Consider the following 17,229-nt stretch of genomic DNA (forward strand, 5'->3'; position numbering starts at 1 on the left):
TGATCCAGGAAGGCAACATCGGCCTGATGAAGGCCGTCGACAAGTTCGAATACCGCCGCGGCTACAAGTTCTCGACCTACGCGACCTGGTGGATCCGCCAGGCGATCACGCGTTCGATCGCCGACCAGGCCCGCACCATCCGCATTCCGGTGCACATGATCGAGACGATCAACAAGCTCAACCGCATTTCCCGCCAGATGCTGCAGGAGATGGGTCGCGAGCCGACGCCCGAAGAACTCGCCGTGCGCATGGAAATGCCGGAAGACAAGGTCCGTCGCGTGCTCAAGATCGCGAAGGAACCGATCTCGATGGAAACCCCGATCGGCGACGACGAGGATTCGCATCTCGGCGATTTCATCGAGGACACGTCGGTGGACTCGCCGATCGACTCGGCCACGATGGAATCGCTGCGCGAAACGACGCACTCGGTGCTCGCCGGCCTCACGCCGCGCGAAGCGAAGGTGCTACGCATGCGCTTCGGCATCGACATGAACACCGATCACACGCTCGAAGAAGTCGGCAAGCAGTTCGACGTCACGCGCGAGCGCATTCGCCAGATCGAAGCCAAGGCGCTGCGCAAGCTGCGTCATCCGAGCCGCAGCGAACAGCTGCGCAGCTTCCTGGTGGATGATTGAGGAAGCGAATCGCAGGTAGTTGAGGAAAAAGGCCGGGCAATGCCCGGCCTTTTTCTTTCTTCCTTATCTTCCTGTGGGGCCGGCTTCAGCCGGCCTTCTGAGGAGTCAGGCTAAAGCCTGACCTACAAGCCTGACCTACAAGCCTGACCTACAAGCCTGACCTACAAGCCTGACCTGCATGGAACTCACGCCACGCGCGCCGCGTCCTATCAGCAAAGGAGCGCACCGGAGAGCCGATCATGAGCTTCGTGTTCTACATACTGCTGTTCATCGCGACCTGTACGTTCGGCTGGGCCTGCCGGGGCGGACGCAATTCAGGCTGAGATTCCGGTCTTCAGCAGTTTCAGCAGCTCGCCGCGGCGCGAGGTGACTTCCACGTCTTCCAGATCCAGCCAGTCCGCCAGCGAACGCAGTTCCCGTGCCAGCGGCGCAACGATCTTCCGCACATTCACTCCGGCTTCCGCGCTCCCACCTTTCACCTGCAACCGGCTGCGCGCCCGATCCGATTTCAGATCCACTCTTGCCACCAGCCGGTCGTTCATCAGGAACGGCAGCACGTAGTAACCATGCTGGCGTTTGTGCGCCGGCGTGTAGATTTCCAGGCGGTAGACGAAATCGAACAGGCGTTCCGTGCGCTGGCGCTCCCAGATCAGCGAATCGAAGGGCGACAGCAAAGCTGTTGCCTCGATCTTGCGGGGCAGGCGCGCCTCGTGATGCAGGTAGGCCTGCTGCTTCCAGCCGTCGACCTGGGTCGGTAACAGCACGCCGGCCTCCACCAGTTCGAGCAGACGTTCTCCGGCATCGGCCGTCGGCAGGCGGAAGTAGTCGCGCAGGTCGCGCAAGGTCGCAACACCCAGCGCTCTGGCTGCCGTCGTCATCAGCGAGCGTTGCGCTTCGTCCTTGGGCGGCACGGCCGCAGCAGCCACCGCCGCCGGCAGCACCCGTTCAGTGAGATCGTAGAGACGCTCGAAGTTGCGGCGCGCGGCCGTCGTCACCTGACCGGTCCAGAACAGCCATTCGAGGATTTCCTTGCCCTGGCTCCAGCCCCACCAGCCGCCGCTCGATTTGCCCGCGGCTTCGAGTTCGCTCGCGCCGAGCGCACCCTGCTCACGGATCTGCTTCAGCGCAGCTTGCACCAGATCCTGATGCTCGGTCGCATAGCGCCTGAGACGCCCCCACGTGCCTTCGCCGCGCAGCGCGCGTTCCATGCGCCAGCGAAACAGCGGATACATCTCGATCGGCAACAGCGACGCTTCGTGCCCCCAGTATTCGAACAGCTGGCGGCGACGCGCGTCGTAGGCCGTGCGATCGAGCAGATCGCGCGCATACATCCCGGTACGCGAGAACAACGGCAGGTAGTGCGATCGCACGAGAACGTTGACGGAATCGATCTGCACGGCGCCGAGCCGGCGCGCGAGATTGCCGACATCACGAATCGTACGCAGATTCGCCGACGTACCGAACTGCTGCGCCGCTATCGCAATTCGTCGTGCCTCGGCATTCGACAGGGTCGCTCTGCGTGCTTGCATGCATCGGATTCCGCGTTGCGTGTCGTTGTTCGCGGCGAACGCCGGCGCCCTTCATTGCAGCGGATAGAAGCGGGGCAGCAGCCAGCTCAGCGTCAGCCACATCAGGATGGTAAGCGGCACGCCTACGCGCAGGAAGTCCTTGAACCGATAGTTGCCCGCGCTGTAGACGAGCAGATTGCAATTGTCGGCCATGGGCGTCGCATACCCCATGTTGGCACCGAACAGGACGGCCAGCACGAACGGCTCGGGCGGCAGACCGAGCTGACGCGCGGCGGCAATCGCAATGGGCGTGCCGATCACGGCGGCGGCACTGTTGGAAATGATGTTGCTGAGCACGGCCATCAGCAGAATCGTCGCGCTTAGGAGACCCGCCGGCGGCAGACTACCGCTGGCGAGGACCAGCAGCTTGGCGATGAACTCGGCACCACCCGTCACCACCAGCGCCAGGCTCAATCCGAGACTCGCGACAGTCAGCAGGATCATCGAAGAATCCAGCGCTCGGGTCGCATCGCGCCACTTCAGACAACCCGTGAACACCATCAGCAGCACGCCGCAGATCGCAGCGATCGCCACCGGTGCGATGCGCAGCGAGGCCACGACGACGATGCCCGCCATGATGAGCAGCGCCAGCGGCGCCTTCGCCGTCAGCGGCACGTCGCTGGTGGCATCGAGTACCAGCAGTTCGTTGCGGGCCTTGAGTGCGGCGATCTGTTCCGCGGGTCCCTGGACGAGCAGCACATCGCCCACGCTCAGCCGCATGTCGCGAAGATTGGACGTACTCGAGGCGACGGCATCGGCGCCAGATCGATGCACCGCCAGCGGCGCGAGCTGGTATTTCCAGTCGAAATTGACCTGATTGAGCGAACGGTCGCGCAGCGCCGAGGTCGGCGTCAGCACGAGTTCGGCCGTCTGCTGATCCGGTGCCGTCAGCGGATGCTCGACATCGACCGGCGCATCACCCGAATACAGCGTGGCGCCGAGCAATCGCGCCGCCTCGCGCAGACGCTCGCTGGTATCGCGCACGCTGAGCTGGTCGCCGGCACGCAGCGTCACATCCGGCAATGGCACGATCGACAGGCCCTGCTCGCGCAGGATCGTCTGCACCGTCAGCTCGCCGTCCAGCATCTTGCGTACCTGCGCCATGGTCCTGCCGACCGCGGCACTCTGCGGCGACAGGTGCAGTCGCGCATCGAACAGGCGTGGCGCGGCATCGCCGAGCACCGGCTTGTTGTCGGGCAGCAGACGCGGCGCGACCAGCCAGAGATAGAAAAACGCCACGATCGCCGCGAGCGAGGCGGGTGCGATGAAATCGAACATGTGGAAGCGCTCGACACCCAGACTCGCCGCCGTACCGATGACGAGCAGGTTGAGCGAGGTCCCGATCGGCGTTCCCATGCCGCCCACCTGCGAGGCGAACGTCATCGGCATGAGCAGCTTGGAAGGCGAAGTGCCCGCGCGCAACGCCACCGCCGTCAGGATCGGAATCATCAGCACGACCTGCGGCGTGTTGTTCATGAAGGCGCTGATGACGCCCGTGACGATGAGCATCAGCGCCATCGCCAGCGCCGGGCTCCAGTTCCATGCCCTGGCGATCAGCCGCCCGACCGGCGCGAGCGCACCGGTGGCCAGCAATCCCTGACTCGCCATCATCAGTGCGCAGATCGCGATCAGCGCCTCATTGCCGAAGCCGGCAAAGAACCGCAACGGATCGAATTCGCCCTGCTCGCTCCGGTATGGAAAGAGACTGAAGCCCAGCGTCAGCAGCGTGATGATCAGCAGGCTCGATGTCTCGATGGGAATCGAATCGCGCGAAAAGAAATACAGCGCGACGACCGTGAGGACCATCGCCGCGATTGCGTGAGGCTCGGGCATGAATTCTTCTCTGTCGCGCTGAGGCCAGTCAGCGTCAATGATCGGATGGCGACGCCGGTTCCGTGCCTGGGAGGTATCTTCCAGGCAGCATTAAGGTAACTCCGGGAGCACAATGCGACGCGTGATACTCGCAGGCGGCCGATTGGGGGAAAACCGCCAAATCATTCGGCAGAAGGATGACAGCCCTCATGTGAACTGGTGCACGAATCGCCGCGCGCTCTCTGGCAGCATGGCGGCCGTCGACGCTGATGACGGAGTCTCTCCCATGCAATGCACCAAGGTGTTCTCGATTGAGCTGAGCGATCAGGACCTGGCGGGACTGCACGACTCCGACCTTTCCATGCAATCCACCCCACAGCGGAAACAGGTTGCCGCTGCGTCGATGACGGACGACTACGATCTGATCGAGATCGAGCTGACGGCGGAGGAAATGGACGAGCTGTTGAGCGGCTAGAGGCCGGCCCCACAGGGAAGAACTTCTTCGTCACATATTCGGCCGGCCCGGATACTGCCGCATCATCTCGGTGACCACCGCATTCACCGTCACCTTCGGATTGGCCATGGCTTCATCCGACATGCGGCCCTCCGATACGCCTTTCCAGATCAGCTGCTTCTTTTCCGCGTCGACGATGTCGACATTGATCGTGCCGACCTTGTAAGTCACGGTGCGGTCCTCGTCGTACATCGGCCAGGCGTTGTACAGGCCATAGCGATAGCCGTAGTAGCCGTAGCCCACCATCGGCGTGGGTCGCGTCTCGGTGCGATCCCTGGTGTTCATGTAGAAGTTCACCAGCAGGTCCGGATGCGCTTCGCTGTACTTGTAGCCGCGCGCTTCCATCGCCGTGGAGATCGAGTTCTTGAAGTACGTCGTGACCAGCGTGGAGTAGCCGCCGCGGTCCGTCCCTGTCTCCTTGGGAAATCCGTACGTCCGGTAGACGGAGAAATCGGCCTTCCGGTCGTAGTCGATCCGTGTCGGCGGCGCCGTACCCGTGCTGGCGCAACCGGCGAGCAGCAAGGCGGCGAGCAAGCCGCCCAGAAATCCTGCAGATGAATATCGGCTGAACATGAACCCTCTCCCGAAACTGCGGCGATGCTACGTTTCAGTTGGGCCACGGACAATCCTCTCAAGTTCCGGATCAGCCCATCGTCAACTGACCCTGTCCGCGCTCCAGATCGAGCAGGATCCGCTTGCGCCACAATCCTCCGCCATAGCCGCCGAGTTCACCGTTGGCGTTGATCACCCGATGACACGGAATCACGATGGCGATGCGGTTCATGCCGTTCGCCGTGCCGACGGCGCGCGACGCCTTCGCATCGCCGATGGCGCAGGCAAGATCGATGTACGAACGGGTTTCGCCGTAAGGAATCCGCAGCAGCGCCGACCAGACTTTTTCCTGGAACGCCGTGCCCGGGTAGGCGAGCGGCAGGTCGAAGTCGCGACGCCGTCCCGCAAAGTATTCGCCCAGCTGCGTGCGCAACGCATCGAGCCAGCGATTGCGACCCGGCACGATCGTGGCGTCGAAGCGCCGCCGCACCGTCTCGAGCTGTTCTTCGAGGATCGCGCGTTCCGAGAACTCGAGCAGCACCAGCGCATCGCGCGTCGCACCGGCGAGCAAGGGACCGACCGGCGACTCGATCCAGTCGACGTTCACGACATTCGTCGTGTCAGCGGTCACGGGATCGAAGGCGATCCGCAGGTCCGCGGGCAGACCGGAGGCAGGAAATCGATCGATCACGGCGCAGCTCCACGATTGAGTGCGGCCAGCTTACCTTCCCGCCGACGCGCGAACCGGCCGGATTCGGACGTCAGCCCTCTCGTTCTTCCTGTGGATCAGGCTTCAGCCTGACCGCGCCGGACGGCGACGATTCCAGCTTCTGTTGCCGTGGATTGAGCCGCGCCTCGAGCGCCCCGAGCACCGTCAGCACGATCAGCGCGAACACGGCGCCGATCGTCGCGAGCACGTAGTAACCGGCGCCGCTCGCCACACCCAGCGCGCCCGCGAGCCACATGTTCGCGCCGGTCGTGAGCCCCCGCACATTGCCGCGACTCTGGATGATGGCGCCCGCCGCCAGGAACGCGACGCCGGCCGTGACGGCCTCGATGATGCGGACGGGATCGGCCGTCACGCGATCACCGCCCTGCCGCATGATCTCCCCGTGCAGCTCGAACGTGATCAGCGTGAACAGCGCCGCCGCGAGCGAGATGAGGATGTGCGTGCGCAGTCCCGCAGGCTTGTTGCGCAGCTCCCGATCGAAACCGACGACGGCGCCGAAAAGGATGGCGACGAGCAGCCGCAGCAGCGCATCCAGCGGCTTGATGATGGTCGATTCCCCGGCGAGCCAGTCGAGAATGCTCATGATCCCTGCTTCGATAGCCTTCAGACTGTCGGAAACGTCGCGGCGAAACGGCGGGTTCCGGATCGCCGCGGCAAAGTCAGCGATCATCCACGATGGCATCGTCTGCTGCCGGCCGCTACTCTCTGCGCATGCTCCCCGATGTGTTTTTCCCGCGCCGCGCTGCGGTTGCCGTCCTCGCGCTTTTTTCGCTGACCCTCCCTGCCCAGGCGTCGGAGGATCCGTTTCGCGACGTGCGCAACGAATTCATGCTGGCGTATGCCCGGGTTTCGCAGCCCGGCGCACCGGCTGCCGCAGACACCGAAGACCTGCGCACTTATCCGCTGTATCCGTATCTGCAGGCCGCGCGATTGCGGCAGGCGTTGAAGAGCGCCGGTCCGTCCAGCGACTCCGTCGACGAGCGCGCCGCAACATTCCTCGCGTACTACGACGATGAACCGGTCGCGCGCAGCCTGCGCCGTACCTGGCTGGAAAGTCTCGCGGACCGCAATCGCTGGGATCTGTTTCTGACGCATTACCGGGACGCCTCCGTCGGCGACGCGTTGCGTTGCCGGAGTTTCGAGGCGCGCATCGCCACCGGTCGCACCGAAGGACTGGCCACCGACATCGCGGCGCAATGGCTGACGCCGCAGAGCCTGCCCGAGTGCGACGTCGCCTTCAGTTGGTTGCGCACACAGAACCAGTTGACGCCGGCGCTGATCGAGCAGCGCGCCCGTCTCGCGCTCACGAAGGGCACGACCGCGTTTGCGCGCCAGATCATCGCGCAGCTGCCCGCAGGCAAGGCCGCTCCGCTGCAGCAGTGGGCGGGCATCCTCGACAGTCCCCAGCGCGGCATCGATGCACTGATCGGTTCGCCGCAGACGCCGGTCGATCCGCAGGCGCTGCTGGCCGGCTGGTCGCAACTGGCGCGCAAGGATCGCATCGGCGCGATCAGCCGGTTCAATGCGCTGGTCAAGGCGCGCAAGCTCGATGAGGCCGCGGCGAGTCCGTATGCGCTGGCACTCGCAGTGCCGCTGGCGCGCGATCGCGATGCCGCGGCGCTCGGTTATTTCGACAAGGTACGCGCCGGCGATTTCGACGAGACCGGGCATGAATGGCACGTACGCGCCGCGCTGTGGGCGGAGGACTGGCCGCGCGTCGCCGACGCCATCGCCGCGATGCCGGCCGAACAGCGGCAGGTCGCACGCTGGCGCTACTGGGCCGCGCGCGCCGCAGAGGCACAGCACGAGCGCGCGCTCGCCGAACAGCTTTACGACTCGGTCATCGCCGACGACAACTACTACTCGGCAATGGCCTCGGCGCGGCTGGACCGGCCCGCCAAACCGCATCCCGAACGTGTCGTCGAGGACAAGGTGCTGCTGCGGGAAATCGGACAGCTGCCGTCGTTCGTTCGCACGCGCGAATTGCTGCGAGCCAATCTGCGTCGCGAGGCCTTCGCCGAATGGCAGTACGGGTTCGATGCGCTCGACGCGGCGAAACGTCCGCAGATGATTCATCTTGCAGCCAGCTGGGGCTGGTTCGATCAGGCCGTCGCGACGGCCACGCAGCTGCGTGTGTTCAATGACTACACACTGCTCTATCCGCAGCCCTACGACCGGGAAGTGCGCGCCGCCGCGAAGCTCACGGACGTCGATCCCGACCTGATCTACGGCGTCATGCGCCAGGAAAGCCTGTATCGGGCCGACGCCGTATCGTCCGCAGGCGCGTACGGTCTGCTGCAGCTCATCCCTGCCACGGCACGCAGCACGGCGCAACGCTGGAAACGTCCGCGCCCATCGACCAGCGACCTGCTGGTGCCCTCGACCAGCGTCACGCTCGGCGCAGGTCAGCTGCGCATGCTGCTGGACCGGTTCGGCGGCCAGACGGCCGTGGCGCTCGCCGGCTACAACGCCGGGCCGGGCGCTGCCACACGCTGGTTGCCGCAGTCGGCCATCGATCCCGACATCTGGATCGAAAACATTCCCTACAACGAAACACGCGCGTACGTGCAGCGTGTCCTGTGGCACAGCATCGTGTTCGCGTGGTTGCGCAGCGGCGATGGTCAGCGCACGGAAGGCTGGCTGGCACGCATCGGTTCGCCCGAAGATCCGACTCAGGTCGGCACGCTCTGAAGCGACTGAGGCTTCTGCCTGTGGGCCGGCTTCAGCCCCATGGCACTGACTCAAGGATTTGCTCTGCCTGTGGGGCCGGCTTCAGCCGGCCTGAAAACAGTCAGGCTAAAGCCTGACCTACAGAAGAAGCAGATCGCACAATCGGGCTTCAGCCGGCCTCGCAGCCGGATCCAGCAACTGTTCCGCTTCCTCGAGCGCCTGGCGCAAGGTGATCGCAACGCGATCGGCACCGGCCTCCTTCATGCGACCGATGGATCGCTCCGCGTCGCCGGCATCGGGCAGCGGTCGCAGCACCAGCAGTCTGGCCGCAGGCAGCGCAGCGCGGATGCGCCGGCAGTGACCGCGCGCTTCGGCACCGCGCGTCGACGATACCGCCACGACACAGGTGAGATCCGGCCGTTCCGCCAGCACACGCGCCACCGCCTCGGTCGCCGTTTCCTTCTCACCGACGACAGCGACTGCGTGACCGCAACCTTCCATCGCGACCGCGAGCATATCGAGGACGACACGATCGGCTGCACCACTCACGCCCAGCAGCAGAACGCTGGACTCGCCTGCGGGCGGCGCTTTCTGGCGCATACGAATCTGCCCGACGATCTCCGCCGTCGACTCGACGATGAAGTCCATGTCGTCCTGCGAAATCTCGGCGCGGCTGCGATGCTGCTCGGCGAGTCGCAGGGCCGGAATCAGGACTTCATCCATCGCGATGACGGCCCCGAGCTCTCCAGCCATGCGGCTCGCCAGCGCATGGGCTTCATCTTCATCGTGCGCTAGCAGCCGTTGGTAGTAACGCACGTGCGGCTGCAGCGCCGGCTCGTCCGCGAACAGCACCGCGAGAAACCGCAGCGATCGCACGTGCCGGCCCAGCACTGCGATGCACACGGTGAGCGGCGTCGCCAGCAACAGGCCGACCGGACCCCACACCCAGATCCAGAACAGGGCCGAGACCAGCAGCGCGAACGACGACACGCCGGTTCGCCGCCCGAACAGCAACGGCTCGACCCCGTAGCCCGTGATGAGATCGAGCACCAGGAACATCGCCAGCGTTTGCAGCGTCTCGCTCCAGCCTGGAAAGATGGCGAAGGCCAGCGCCGCGGGCAGCAATGCCGACAGCAGCGTGCCGACGTAGGGCACGAACCGCAGCACCGCCGTCAATCCGCCCCACAACGCTGCGTACGGAACACCGATCCAGTACAGGCCGGCAGCAACGAGCGCGCCGAGACAGATGTTCACCAGCGTCTGTGCGACGAGATAGCGGCTCACACGCTGCGCCGCTTCGTCCAGCAGGCGCGTCGTGAGGATGACGTGATCGGTGCCGGTGAGCCGGATCAGCCGGTCGCGCAGGTCCTCGCGTTGACCGAGCATGAATGCGACCAGCACCAGCACGATGACGGCACTCGCGAGCGGTTCGAAGATCGCCGCCGCGCGATCGCGCAATCGTTCGACGGGCGACAGACCGGAAGGCACGACACGCACTGGCTGGGCGGCACGCAGTTCGGAGGCGTGATTGTCGAGCTGTTCGGTCACGCGATCCACGGTGCGCGTGAACTGCCGGAACGCAGCGTCGCTGCCGAGACGCAGATCCGTGGCCTTCTGGCGCATCTGCGAGGTGTAGCGGGTCACCTGCGTCGACAGATCGGCGAACTGATTGGCGATGACGTAGCCGGCGCCGCCGACCGCACCGAGCGCGAGGCCCATGGTCAATGCGACGCCGAGAAATCGCGGCAGCCGCAGCTTGTCGAATGCACGCACCAGCGGCGAGAGCGTGAACGCGAGAATGATGCCGAGCGCGAGCGGCAGCAGCACAGCCTTTGCAGCCCACAGCAATGCCGTCACCAGCACGACTGCGAGCAACGACACCCACGCGCCATTGATGCGGGTCACGACCTGGGTATTCGGCACAGCAGTTCCCGTGACAGATGCTTCGCTGAGATCTGTCGTGAGAACTCGGGGATGGACGGTGCGGTTCCGCGAAGAACCCCCACCCTGCCCTCCCCCGCTACGCGGAGGAGGGGAAGAATTGTGCTGCCGTTTTCCGGGTTCCCTCCTCCGCGCAGCGGGGGAGGGCCAGGGAGGGGGGCTTCCTACGGCTTCCGCACCGACCCGCTGCGCAACGCCCGCACCGTTCCGCTGCTTTCGACATCGACAGTCGCCGCCGGCAACGACTGCACCAGCGACGCGAGAAACTGCGGCGCCGCGGCGACGAACGCCGGAATGGACGCCAGCGATTGCGGTCGCGAGATCAGATAACCCTGCATCTGGATGCCGCGATCGTGCAGCAGCTGCACGACCTGCGTGGGACGTTCGACGCCTTCGGCCGTCACCTGCAGGCCGAGACTGCGACTGAGGCCGATGATCGATCGCACGATCGCCGCCGACCGCGTGCCCGTGTCGATGCTCGCGACCAGGCTGCGATCGATCTTCACGCGCGTCAGCGGCAGCCGTTCGAGCGAGGTCAGCGAGGAGTAGCCGATGCCGAAATCGTCGATGGCCACGCTGACGCCGAGCGCGCGCAACTGCTGCAGGACATCGATCGTGCCGGCGCCCGTCTGGAACACGTTCTCGGTCAGTTCGAGTTCGAGACAATGACCCGGCAGGCCGGCGTCCTGCAGCAACGCCTGCAGGCTGCGAACGAAATCCTGCGCCAGCAACTGATGCGCCGACACATTCACTGCCACCTTCGCCGCGGGCCAGGCATCGCGACGCAGGCGCGCGATGTCGCGAATCGCGGTGCGCAGCACCCAGTCGTTGATTTCGGCGATCAGGCCGAACTGTTCGGCCACCGGCAGGAAGTCGCCCGGCAACAGGATCTGGCCGTCCGGCCGATGCCAGCGGATCAACGCTTCGACGATCGGTGTCGTGCAGGTTTCGAGACAGACCTCGGGCTGGTAGAGCAATTCGAATTCATTGCGTTCGATGGCGCGACGCAATGCCTGTTCGGTGCGGAAGCGCGCCGAAGCGACCTGCAGCAGCTCCGGCGCAAACAGGCTCCAGCGATTGCGTCCGCCCTCCTTCGCATGAAACAGCGCGACATCGGCCGCGCGCAGCAGCGCCGGCCCGTCCTGCGCATGCTGCGGCGCCAGGCTCGCGCCGACGCTGACGCTGAGGCGCAGCTCCCTGCCGAACACCGCCAGCGGCCGCTGAAACACCTCGAGCGCGACGGCACAGAGTTCCTCGATGCGCCGTTCGGGATTCTCATAGACCACCGTGAATTCATCGCCGCCCAGCCGGGCGCAGAAACTGCCGGCGAAGATCGCCTCGTTGCGCAGTCGTTCGCCGACGGCATGCAGCACCCGATCGCCGAACTCGTGACCGAGGCTGTCGTTGATGGTCTTGAAGTTGTCGAGATCGATGAACAGCAATGCGATGTTCTGCGTCGGGTCCGCCTCGCTCAGCAGCGATTGCAGGTGTTCGAACAGCTTGCGCCGGTTCGGCAGCTGGGTCAGCGGATCGTGGTGGGCCAGGTGCTGCAGTTCGCGCGTGCGATCGGCGACACGCGATTCGAGCTGCGCGTGCTGGCGGCGCACTTCCGCTTCCGCCCGTTCGAGCTGCTCCGCCATCTGATTGAAGGCACCGGCCAACGTGTCGATCTCGCGCACGCCGCCGCGCGGCACCCGGGTACGGATCGCACCGCCGGCCAGCAATCGCGTCGCGCGCGTGAGGCGGCGCACCGGTGCCGCGACGCCCGAGACGGTGACGAGAGAAATCGCGAGCAGGAGCAGCAACAGTGCCACGCTGCCCCAGCGCAACTCGCGATCCGCCGTTGCAGCGGCCTCTGCCGCGAGCCGGTCGGCATTCGCCAATGCCCGCTGCGCCGGCACGGCGAGCTGGGTCAGCACTTGCGACCACAACGTCGCACCGCGATCGCGGAACGCCACGGAACGCTGCTCCAGTTCGGCGAGCGCATCGAAGATGCGGCGCCGATCGGTCAGCAGGCGGCGATAGCGTGTCGACACGTCCTGCGTCCACGCCTCTCCCTGCGCCTTCACCAGCGCCGGACGGTGTTGCTGCAGCAGGCGGCCGAACGCGGCCTCGCTGGCGACGATGCGCTGCAGTCCGTCCGCGGGATGTGCAGCGGATGCACTGACGCTGTCGCGAATCGCGCCGAGCGACCGCGACAGATCCAGCAGCGCTTCGCTCGCGAAGACGCCGCCGGCGAAACGCCTGGCCTGCGCCTGCGGCGCGTTCAGCCGTTCGTCGAGTTCGCGCAGACGCGCCCAGTAAGCCTGCTGCTGCGAACGCTGTCGGGCGCTGACGGCCACCAGTTCCGCTCCGGCCTGCCGGAAGCCTTCGACCTCTTCGGCCAGCGGCTGCAACGCTTGCGCATCCGCGGCGATCGCGAGGTACGCCGTCGTGGCGTCAGCGACATTCTGCGAAGCGACTTCCACCGTGTTGATCGAACCCGCACCGCGCTCGACGCGATCGATGGCAACACGCTCGTACACGGAAATGGTGCTGGCCAGCGACTCGGCGGCGCGCACGACGGGTTCGTGCTCGACCACGAGCTGGCGCATGCGCTCGCGCGCCGTGCTCGTGCTTTTCTGGACCAGGATGTTGGCGACCAGCACCGCGATGGCGACGGCCGCAAATCCCAGCGCGACGCGCGCGGCCATGCCGGGCCGGAATCGCGAGGCGTCCGGCGCCGCAGCAACGGGTTTCTGGCTTTGAGGCACGCTCATTGGAGCCGAATTGCCGCGATCTGGGGGACGGCAATGTGCCACCCGCCGCGGCGCCGCGTATGTAGGCAGCGGTGCGAAATGTGCGCTGGTTCACAGGAGCCCGCAGCCCCTGTAGGGTCCGGCCTGACCTCTGACTGCAGGTCAGGCTTCAGCCTGACTTCTTTCAGGCCGGCCAAAGCCGGCCCCACAGAAAGAGCCCTACAGAAACACAAAGGATCATCGAATGGCCGCACCGCTCGACGGCATCCGCGTTCTCGAAGTCGGCCAGCTGCTGGCCGGTCCGTTCGCCGGCTGCCTGCTCGGCTATTTCGGCGCCGAGGTGATCAAGATCGAACCGCCCGGCGGCGATCCGCTGCGCAACTGGCGCGTGGTGCGCGACGGTACGTCGCTGTGGTGGCACAGCCTGGCGCGCAACAAGCAATCCGTAACGATCGATCTGCAGCAGGAACGCGGCCGGGCGCTGGCGAAGCAGCTCGCTGCTCAGTGCGATGTGCTGATCGAGAACTTCAAGCCCGGCACGATGGAAAAGTGGGGACTGGGTCCGGACGATCTGAAACCACTGCGCCCCGATCTGATCTATGCGCGCGTCTCCGGCTACGGCCAGAGCGGGCCGTATGCATCGAAGCCCGGCTTCGCTTCCGTGTGCGAGGCGATCGGCGGACTGCGCCACGTGAATGGCTTCGAGGATCGCCCGCCGGTGCGACCCAACCTGTCGCTCGGCGATTCGCTCGCAGGACTGCACGCGGTGATCGGCATCCTGCTCGCACTGCTCGCGCGACGCGGCGGCACGCCGGGTCAGACCGTCGACGTCGCGATCTATGAGTCGGTGTTCAACCTGCTCGAAGGCGTCGTGCCCGAGTACGACGGCGCCGGTGTCGTCCGCGGTCCGTCGGGCTCGACACTCACCGGCATCGTGCCGTCGAACACCTATCTATGCGCGGACGACCGGTACGTCGTGATCGGCGCGAATGGCGACTCGCTGTTCCAGCGCCTGATGCGAGCCCTCGGGCGACCCGACATGGCAGACGATCCGCGCTTCGCCAACAACGCCGGACGCGTGCAGCACGAGAAGGAAATCGATGCCGTGATCGCCGCCTGGGCACGCGCCAACGATTCCATGACGATCCGCCGCATCCTCGACGACATCTCCGTACCCGGCGGCCCGATCTACAGCGTCGCCGACATGGCGGCCGATCCGCATTTCAACGCGCGCGGACTGTTCGAGCAGGTCGACGTCGACGGTCGGTCACTGAAGATTCCGGCGATCCTGCCGCGCCTGACGGGAACGCCCGGCGCAACGCGGTGGCCGGGGCCGAAGCTCGGCGAACACACGGATGCCGTGCTGCAGAGTGTGCTTGGGATCAGTGTCGAGGAATGCGCGGCACTGCGGGAGGCGAAAGTGATCTAGTCTGATCCCCTCCTCCGCGTAGCGGGGGAGGGTTAGGGTGGGGGCCTCTTGCTGTGGGGCCGGCTTCAGCCGGCCTCTTTCAGAGTCAGGCTGAAGCCTGACCTACAGAATCCCCGCTGCGCGGAGGAAGGGACGCTCGATTCGACCTCATCTCACTTCATCAGCGGCTGATAGTTGGTTTCCCGCAGGAACAACGTACCGATGATCGCCGTCATCAGCGCCACCGCAATCGGATACCACAGCCCGTTGTAGATATCGCCGGTCGCCGCGACGATCGCAAAGGACGTCACCGGCAGGAAGCCGCCGAACCAGCCATTGCCGATGTGATACGGCAGCGACATCGACGTGTAGCGGATGCGGGTCGGGAACAGCTCCACCAGCCACGCCGCGATCGGCCCGTACACCATCGTCACCAGGATCACGAGATACGTGCACAGCACGATCACCATCGGATAGTTGAGCTGGCTCATGTCCGCTCTGGGCGGATAGCCGGCCGTGTGCAACGCCTCTTTCAGTTTCGCGTTGAACGCATCCGAGGCCGGCTTGAACTCGGCCTTCGACAACGCATTGCCAGCGAACGAATCGACGAACACACCCGCATCCGCCGCGCCGATGCGTACGCGGGCGACACTGCCCGCCGGCGCCGCTTCGTTTTCGTAGGGAATTCCAGCCTTAGCCAGGTACGACTTGGCGACGTCGCAGGAATGGGTGAATGCCTTCCTGCCGACCGGATCGAACTGCAACGAACAGTCTGCGGGATCGGCCACGACGGTCACCGGCGCGGTGGCGACGGCATGTTCGAGCGCCGGATTGGCGAAGTGCGTCAGCCCCCTGAACGTCGGGAAGTAGGTCAGCACGGCGAGCAGGCAGCCGGTCATGATGATCTTCTTGCGGCCGATGCGATCCGACAGCGCACCGAACAGCACGAAGAACGGCGTGCCGATGAGCAGCGCCGCGGCGATGATCAGGTTGGCCGCCTTGGCATCGACCTGCAGGATCTTTTCCAGAAAGAACAGCGCGTAGAACTGGCCGCCGTACCACACCACCGCCTGCCCGGCCGTGGCGCCGAACAGCGCGAGGATCACGATCTTCAGATTGCCCCACCGGCCGAACGCCTCGCTCAGCGGCGCCTTCGACACCTTGCCCTCCGCCTTCATCTCCAGGAAGACCGGCGATTCCTGCAACTGCAGACGGATGTAGACCGAGATCGCGAGCAGCACGATCGACACCAGGAACGGAATGCGCCAGCCCCACACGTCGAAGGCATCGCCGAGCGTGATGCGACAGAGCAGGATCACCAGCAGCGACAGGAACAGTCCCAGCGTCGCGGTGGTCTGGATCCAGCTCGTGTACAGGCCGCGCTTGCCGTCGGGCGCATGCTCGGCAACGTACGTCGCCGCGCCGCCGTATTCGCCGCCGAGCGCCAGGCCCTGCAGCAGTCGCAACGAAATGAGGATGATTGGCGCAGCGACGCCGATTGCCTCGTAGCTGGGCAGCAGGCCGACCAGCGCCGTCGACAGGCCCATGATCACGATCGTCACCAGAAACGTGTACTTGCGCCCGATCATGTCGCCGAAGCGCCCGAACAGCAGCGCACCGAAGGGCCGCACGAAGAAGCCGGCAGCGAAGGCCAGCAACGCGAAGATGAACCCGGTCGTTTCATTGACGCCGGAAAAGAACTGCTTCGTGATGACGGCGGACAGCGAGCCGTAGAGATAGAAGTCGTACCACTCGAACACGGTGCCGAGCGATGAGGCGAAGATCACGCGGCGGTGTTTCCTGTCGACGCCGGTATTGCCGACAGTCGCGCCTGCTGTGCCAGTCATGCAGCTTGCCTCACGATCTGCAGTTACCTTGTTGTTGACGCGAGCGCGACGAGCCTAATGCACCCGCGGACGGATGGGTAGTCGCGCGCGTTGCTACGACGACAACCTCCGGCAGGCGACGCAGCACGCCAGCAGCATCAGCATCATCAGCATTCCGGGAGACATCGAACCTCCACCACCGCCGCCAGAACTCTGCGGCGGCGGCGGTGGTGGGGGTGGCGGTGCGGCAACGATGGTCGTCAGCGACACCGAATTGTTCGCGGTCTCCAGATCGGTCGTATCGGCGCTGACGGTGGCCGTGTTGGCATATGAGCCTGCTGCGGCGCTCGTCGCATCGATCGTGACGACGATGGCATCGGCCGGATCCAGGACGTCCTGCTCGCAGGCAATCGTTCCCGACGTATTGGTACAGGTCGCCGGTGCTATCGCGGTCGCAGTGAGTCCGCCCGCCAGCTGCAAGGTCGCACGGACGTTGCTCGCAGCATTGGGGCCCGCGTTGGCAATCGTCATCGTGTAACGCAGAGCATTGCCCTGCGTAACATTGGCAGGCCCGGCAATCTTGACGCTCACATCGCCAATGGCAGCCACCTCGAAGCTCGAAGCGACCGCATTGTTCGAAGGCAACAGATCAGGCTGGTCGCCGGCGAGTGTCGATGTCACCTCGAAGGTACCCGCGTCAGAAACAGCGAACTGCAGATCGACTTCCGAGGAGTAGCCGGCACGCACCACGTCGAAAACGCACGTCACTGTCGAACCGGCCGTCGTACACGAGCCTGGCTGTCCTGTGACCGCCGTCGTGATATCCGCCGTATCC

At 65.3% G+C, this 17,229-nt stretch carries 13 protein-coding genes; 4 read left to right on the top strand and 9 right to left on the bottom strand.

What is annotated here, in order from left to right:
* Positions 1–635, top strand: a 635-nt coding sequence (locus V7D81_RS20220; RefSeq protein WP_324319675.1) for a sigma-70 family RNA polymerase sigma factor, incomplete at its 5' end; no start/stop codon positions are given.
* Between the two features lie 314 nt (positions 636–949).
* Here the strand turns inward: V7D81_RS20220 and V7D81_RS20225 are convergent.
* Entirely contained in the window at positions 950–2,164 is a 1,215-nt protein-coding gene (locus V7D81_RS20225; protein WP_324319677.1) for a winged helix-turn-helix domain-containing protein, read from the bottom strand.
* A gap of 51 nt (positions 2,165–2,215) precedes the next feature.
* The gene (locus tag V7D81_RS20230) at positions 2,216–4,036 is read right to left on the bottom strand and encodes an SLC13 family permease (RefSeq protein ID WP_324319679.1); all 1,821 of its coding nucleotides are present in this window, start codon (positions 4,034–4,036) and stop codon (positions 2,216–2,218) included.
* Positions 4,037–4,301: 265 nt separating this feature from the next.
* Here V7D81_RS20230 and V7D81_RS20235 point away from each other — a divergent pair, with 265 nt between their 5' ends.
* Positions 4,302–4,490 carry a hypothetical protein gene (locus tag V7D81_RS20235; protein ID WP_324319681.1) on the top strand — a complete coding sequence of 63 codons (189 nt, stop codon included), beginning with the start codon at positions 4,302–4,304 and terminating at the stop codon, positions 4,488–4,490.
* Between the two features lie 30 nt (positions 4,491–4,520).
* Here V7D81_RS20235 and V7D81_RS20240 read toward each other — a convergent pair whose 3' ends face one another.
* The 3 genes from V7D81_RS20240 to V7D81_RS20250 all read right to left on the bottom strand — a co-directional run bounded on the left by V7D81_RS20240 (position 4,521) and on the right by V7D81_RS20250 (position 6,394).
* Positions 4,521–5,102 carry a DUF4136 domain-containing protein gene (locus tag V7D81_RS20240; RefSeq protein WP_324319683.1) on the bottom strand — a complete coding sequence of 194 codons (582 nt, stop codon included), beginning with the start codon at positions 5,100–5,102 and terminating at the stop codon, positions 4,521–4,523.
* Between the two features lie 70 nt (positions 5,103–5,172).
* Positions 5,173–5,772 carry a methylated-DNA--[protein]-cysteine S-methyltransferase gene (locus V7D81_RS20245; RefSeq protein ID WP_324319684.1) on the bottom strand — a complete coding sequence of 200 codons (600 nt, stop codon included), beginning with the start codon at positions 5,770–5,772 and terminating at the stop codon, positions 5,173–5,175.
* A gap of 70 nt (positions 5,773–5,842) precedes the next feature.
* Positions 5,843–6,394, bottom strand: a complete 552-nt coding sequence (locus V7D81_RS20250) for an MgtC/SapB family protein (protein WP_324319686.1) — start codon at positions 6,392–6,394, stop codon at positions 5,843–5,845.
* 128 nt (positions 6,395–6,522) lie between these two features.
* Between V7D81_RS20250 and V7D81_RS20255 the strand changes: the two genes are divergently transcribed.
* Entirely contained in the window at positions 6,523–8,502 is a 1,980-nt protein-coding gene (locus tag V7D81_RS20255) for a lytic transglycosylase domain-containing protein (protein ID WP_324319688.1), read from the top strand.
* A 117-nt stretch (positions 8,503–8,619) separates the two neighbouring features.
* Here the strand turns inward: V7D81_RS20255 and V7D81_RS20260 are convergent, their stop codons facing one another.
* Positions 8,620–10,404, bottom strand: coding sequence for an AI-2E family transporter (locus tag V7D81_RS20260; RefSeq protein WP_324319690.1), 1,785 nt, complete (start codon positions 10,402–10,404; stop codon positions 8,620–8,622).
* Positions 10,405–10,586: 182 nt separating this feature from the next.
* Positions 10,587–13,181 carry a putative bifunctional diguanylate cyclase/phosphodiesterase gene (locus V7D81_RS20265; protein ID WP_324319692.1) on the bottom strand — a complete coding sequence of 865 codons (2,595 nt, stop codon included), beginning with the start codon at positions 13,179–13,181 and terminating at the stop codon, positions 10,587–10,589.
* 223 nt (positions 13,182–13,404) lie between these two features.
* Between V7D81_RS20265 and V7D81_RS20270 the strand changes: the two genes are divergently transcribed.
* On the top strand, positions 13,405–14,589 hold the full coding sequence (locus tag V7D81_RS20270; RefSeq protein WP_324319693.1) for a CaiB/BaiF CoA transferase family protein: 1,185 nt from the start codon (positions 13,405–13,407) through the stop codon (positions 14,587–14,589).
* A 152-nt stretch (positions 14,590–14,741) separates the two neighbouring features.
* Here the strand turns inward: V7D81_RS20270 and V7D81_RS20275 are convergent, their stop codons facing one another.
* Both V7D81_RS20275 and V7D81_RS20280 read right to left on the bottom strand, forming a co-directional pair.
* Positions 14,742–16,415, bottom strand: coding sequence for an MFS transporter (locus tag V7D81_RS20275; RefSeq protein WP_324319695.1), 1,674 nt, complete (start codon positions 16,413–16,415; stop codon positions 14,742–14,744).
* 93 nt (positions 16,416–16,508) lie between these two features.
* Positions 16,509–17,229 (bottom strand): DUF11 domain-containing protein (locus V7D81_RS20280; RefSeq protein WP_324319697.1); only part of this gene is annotated, 721 nt, incomplete at its 5' end.

This window comes from Povalibacter sp., assembly GCF_036735925.1.
Classification (GTDB): Bacteria; Pseudomonadota; Gammaproteobacteria; order Steroidobacterales; family Steroidobacteraceae; genus Steroidobacter.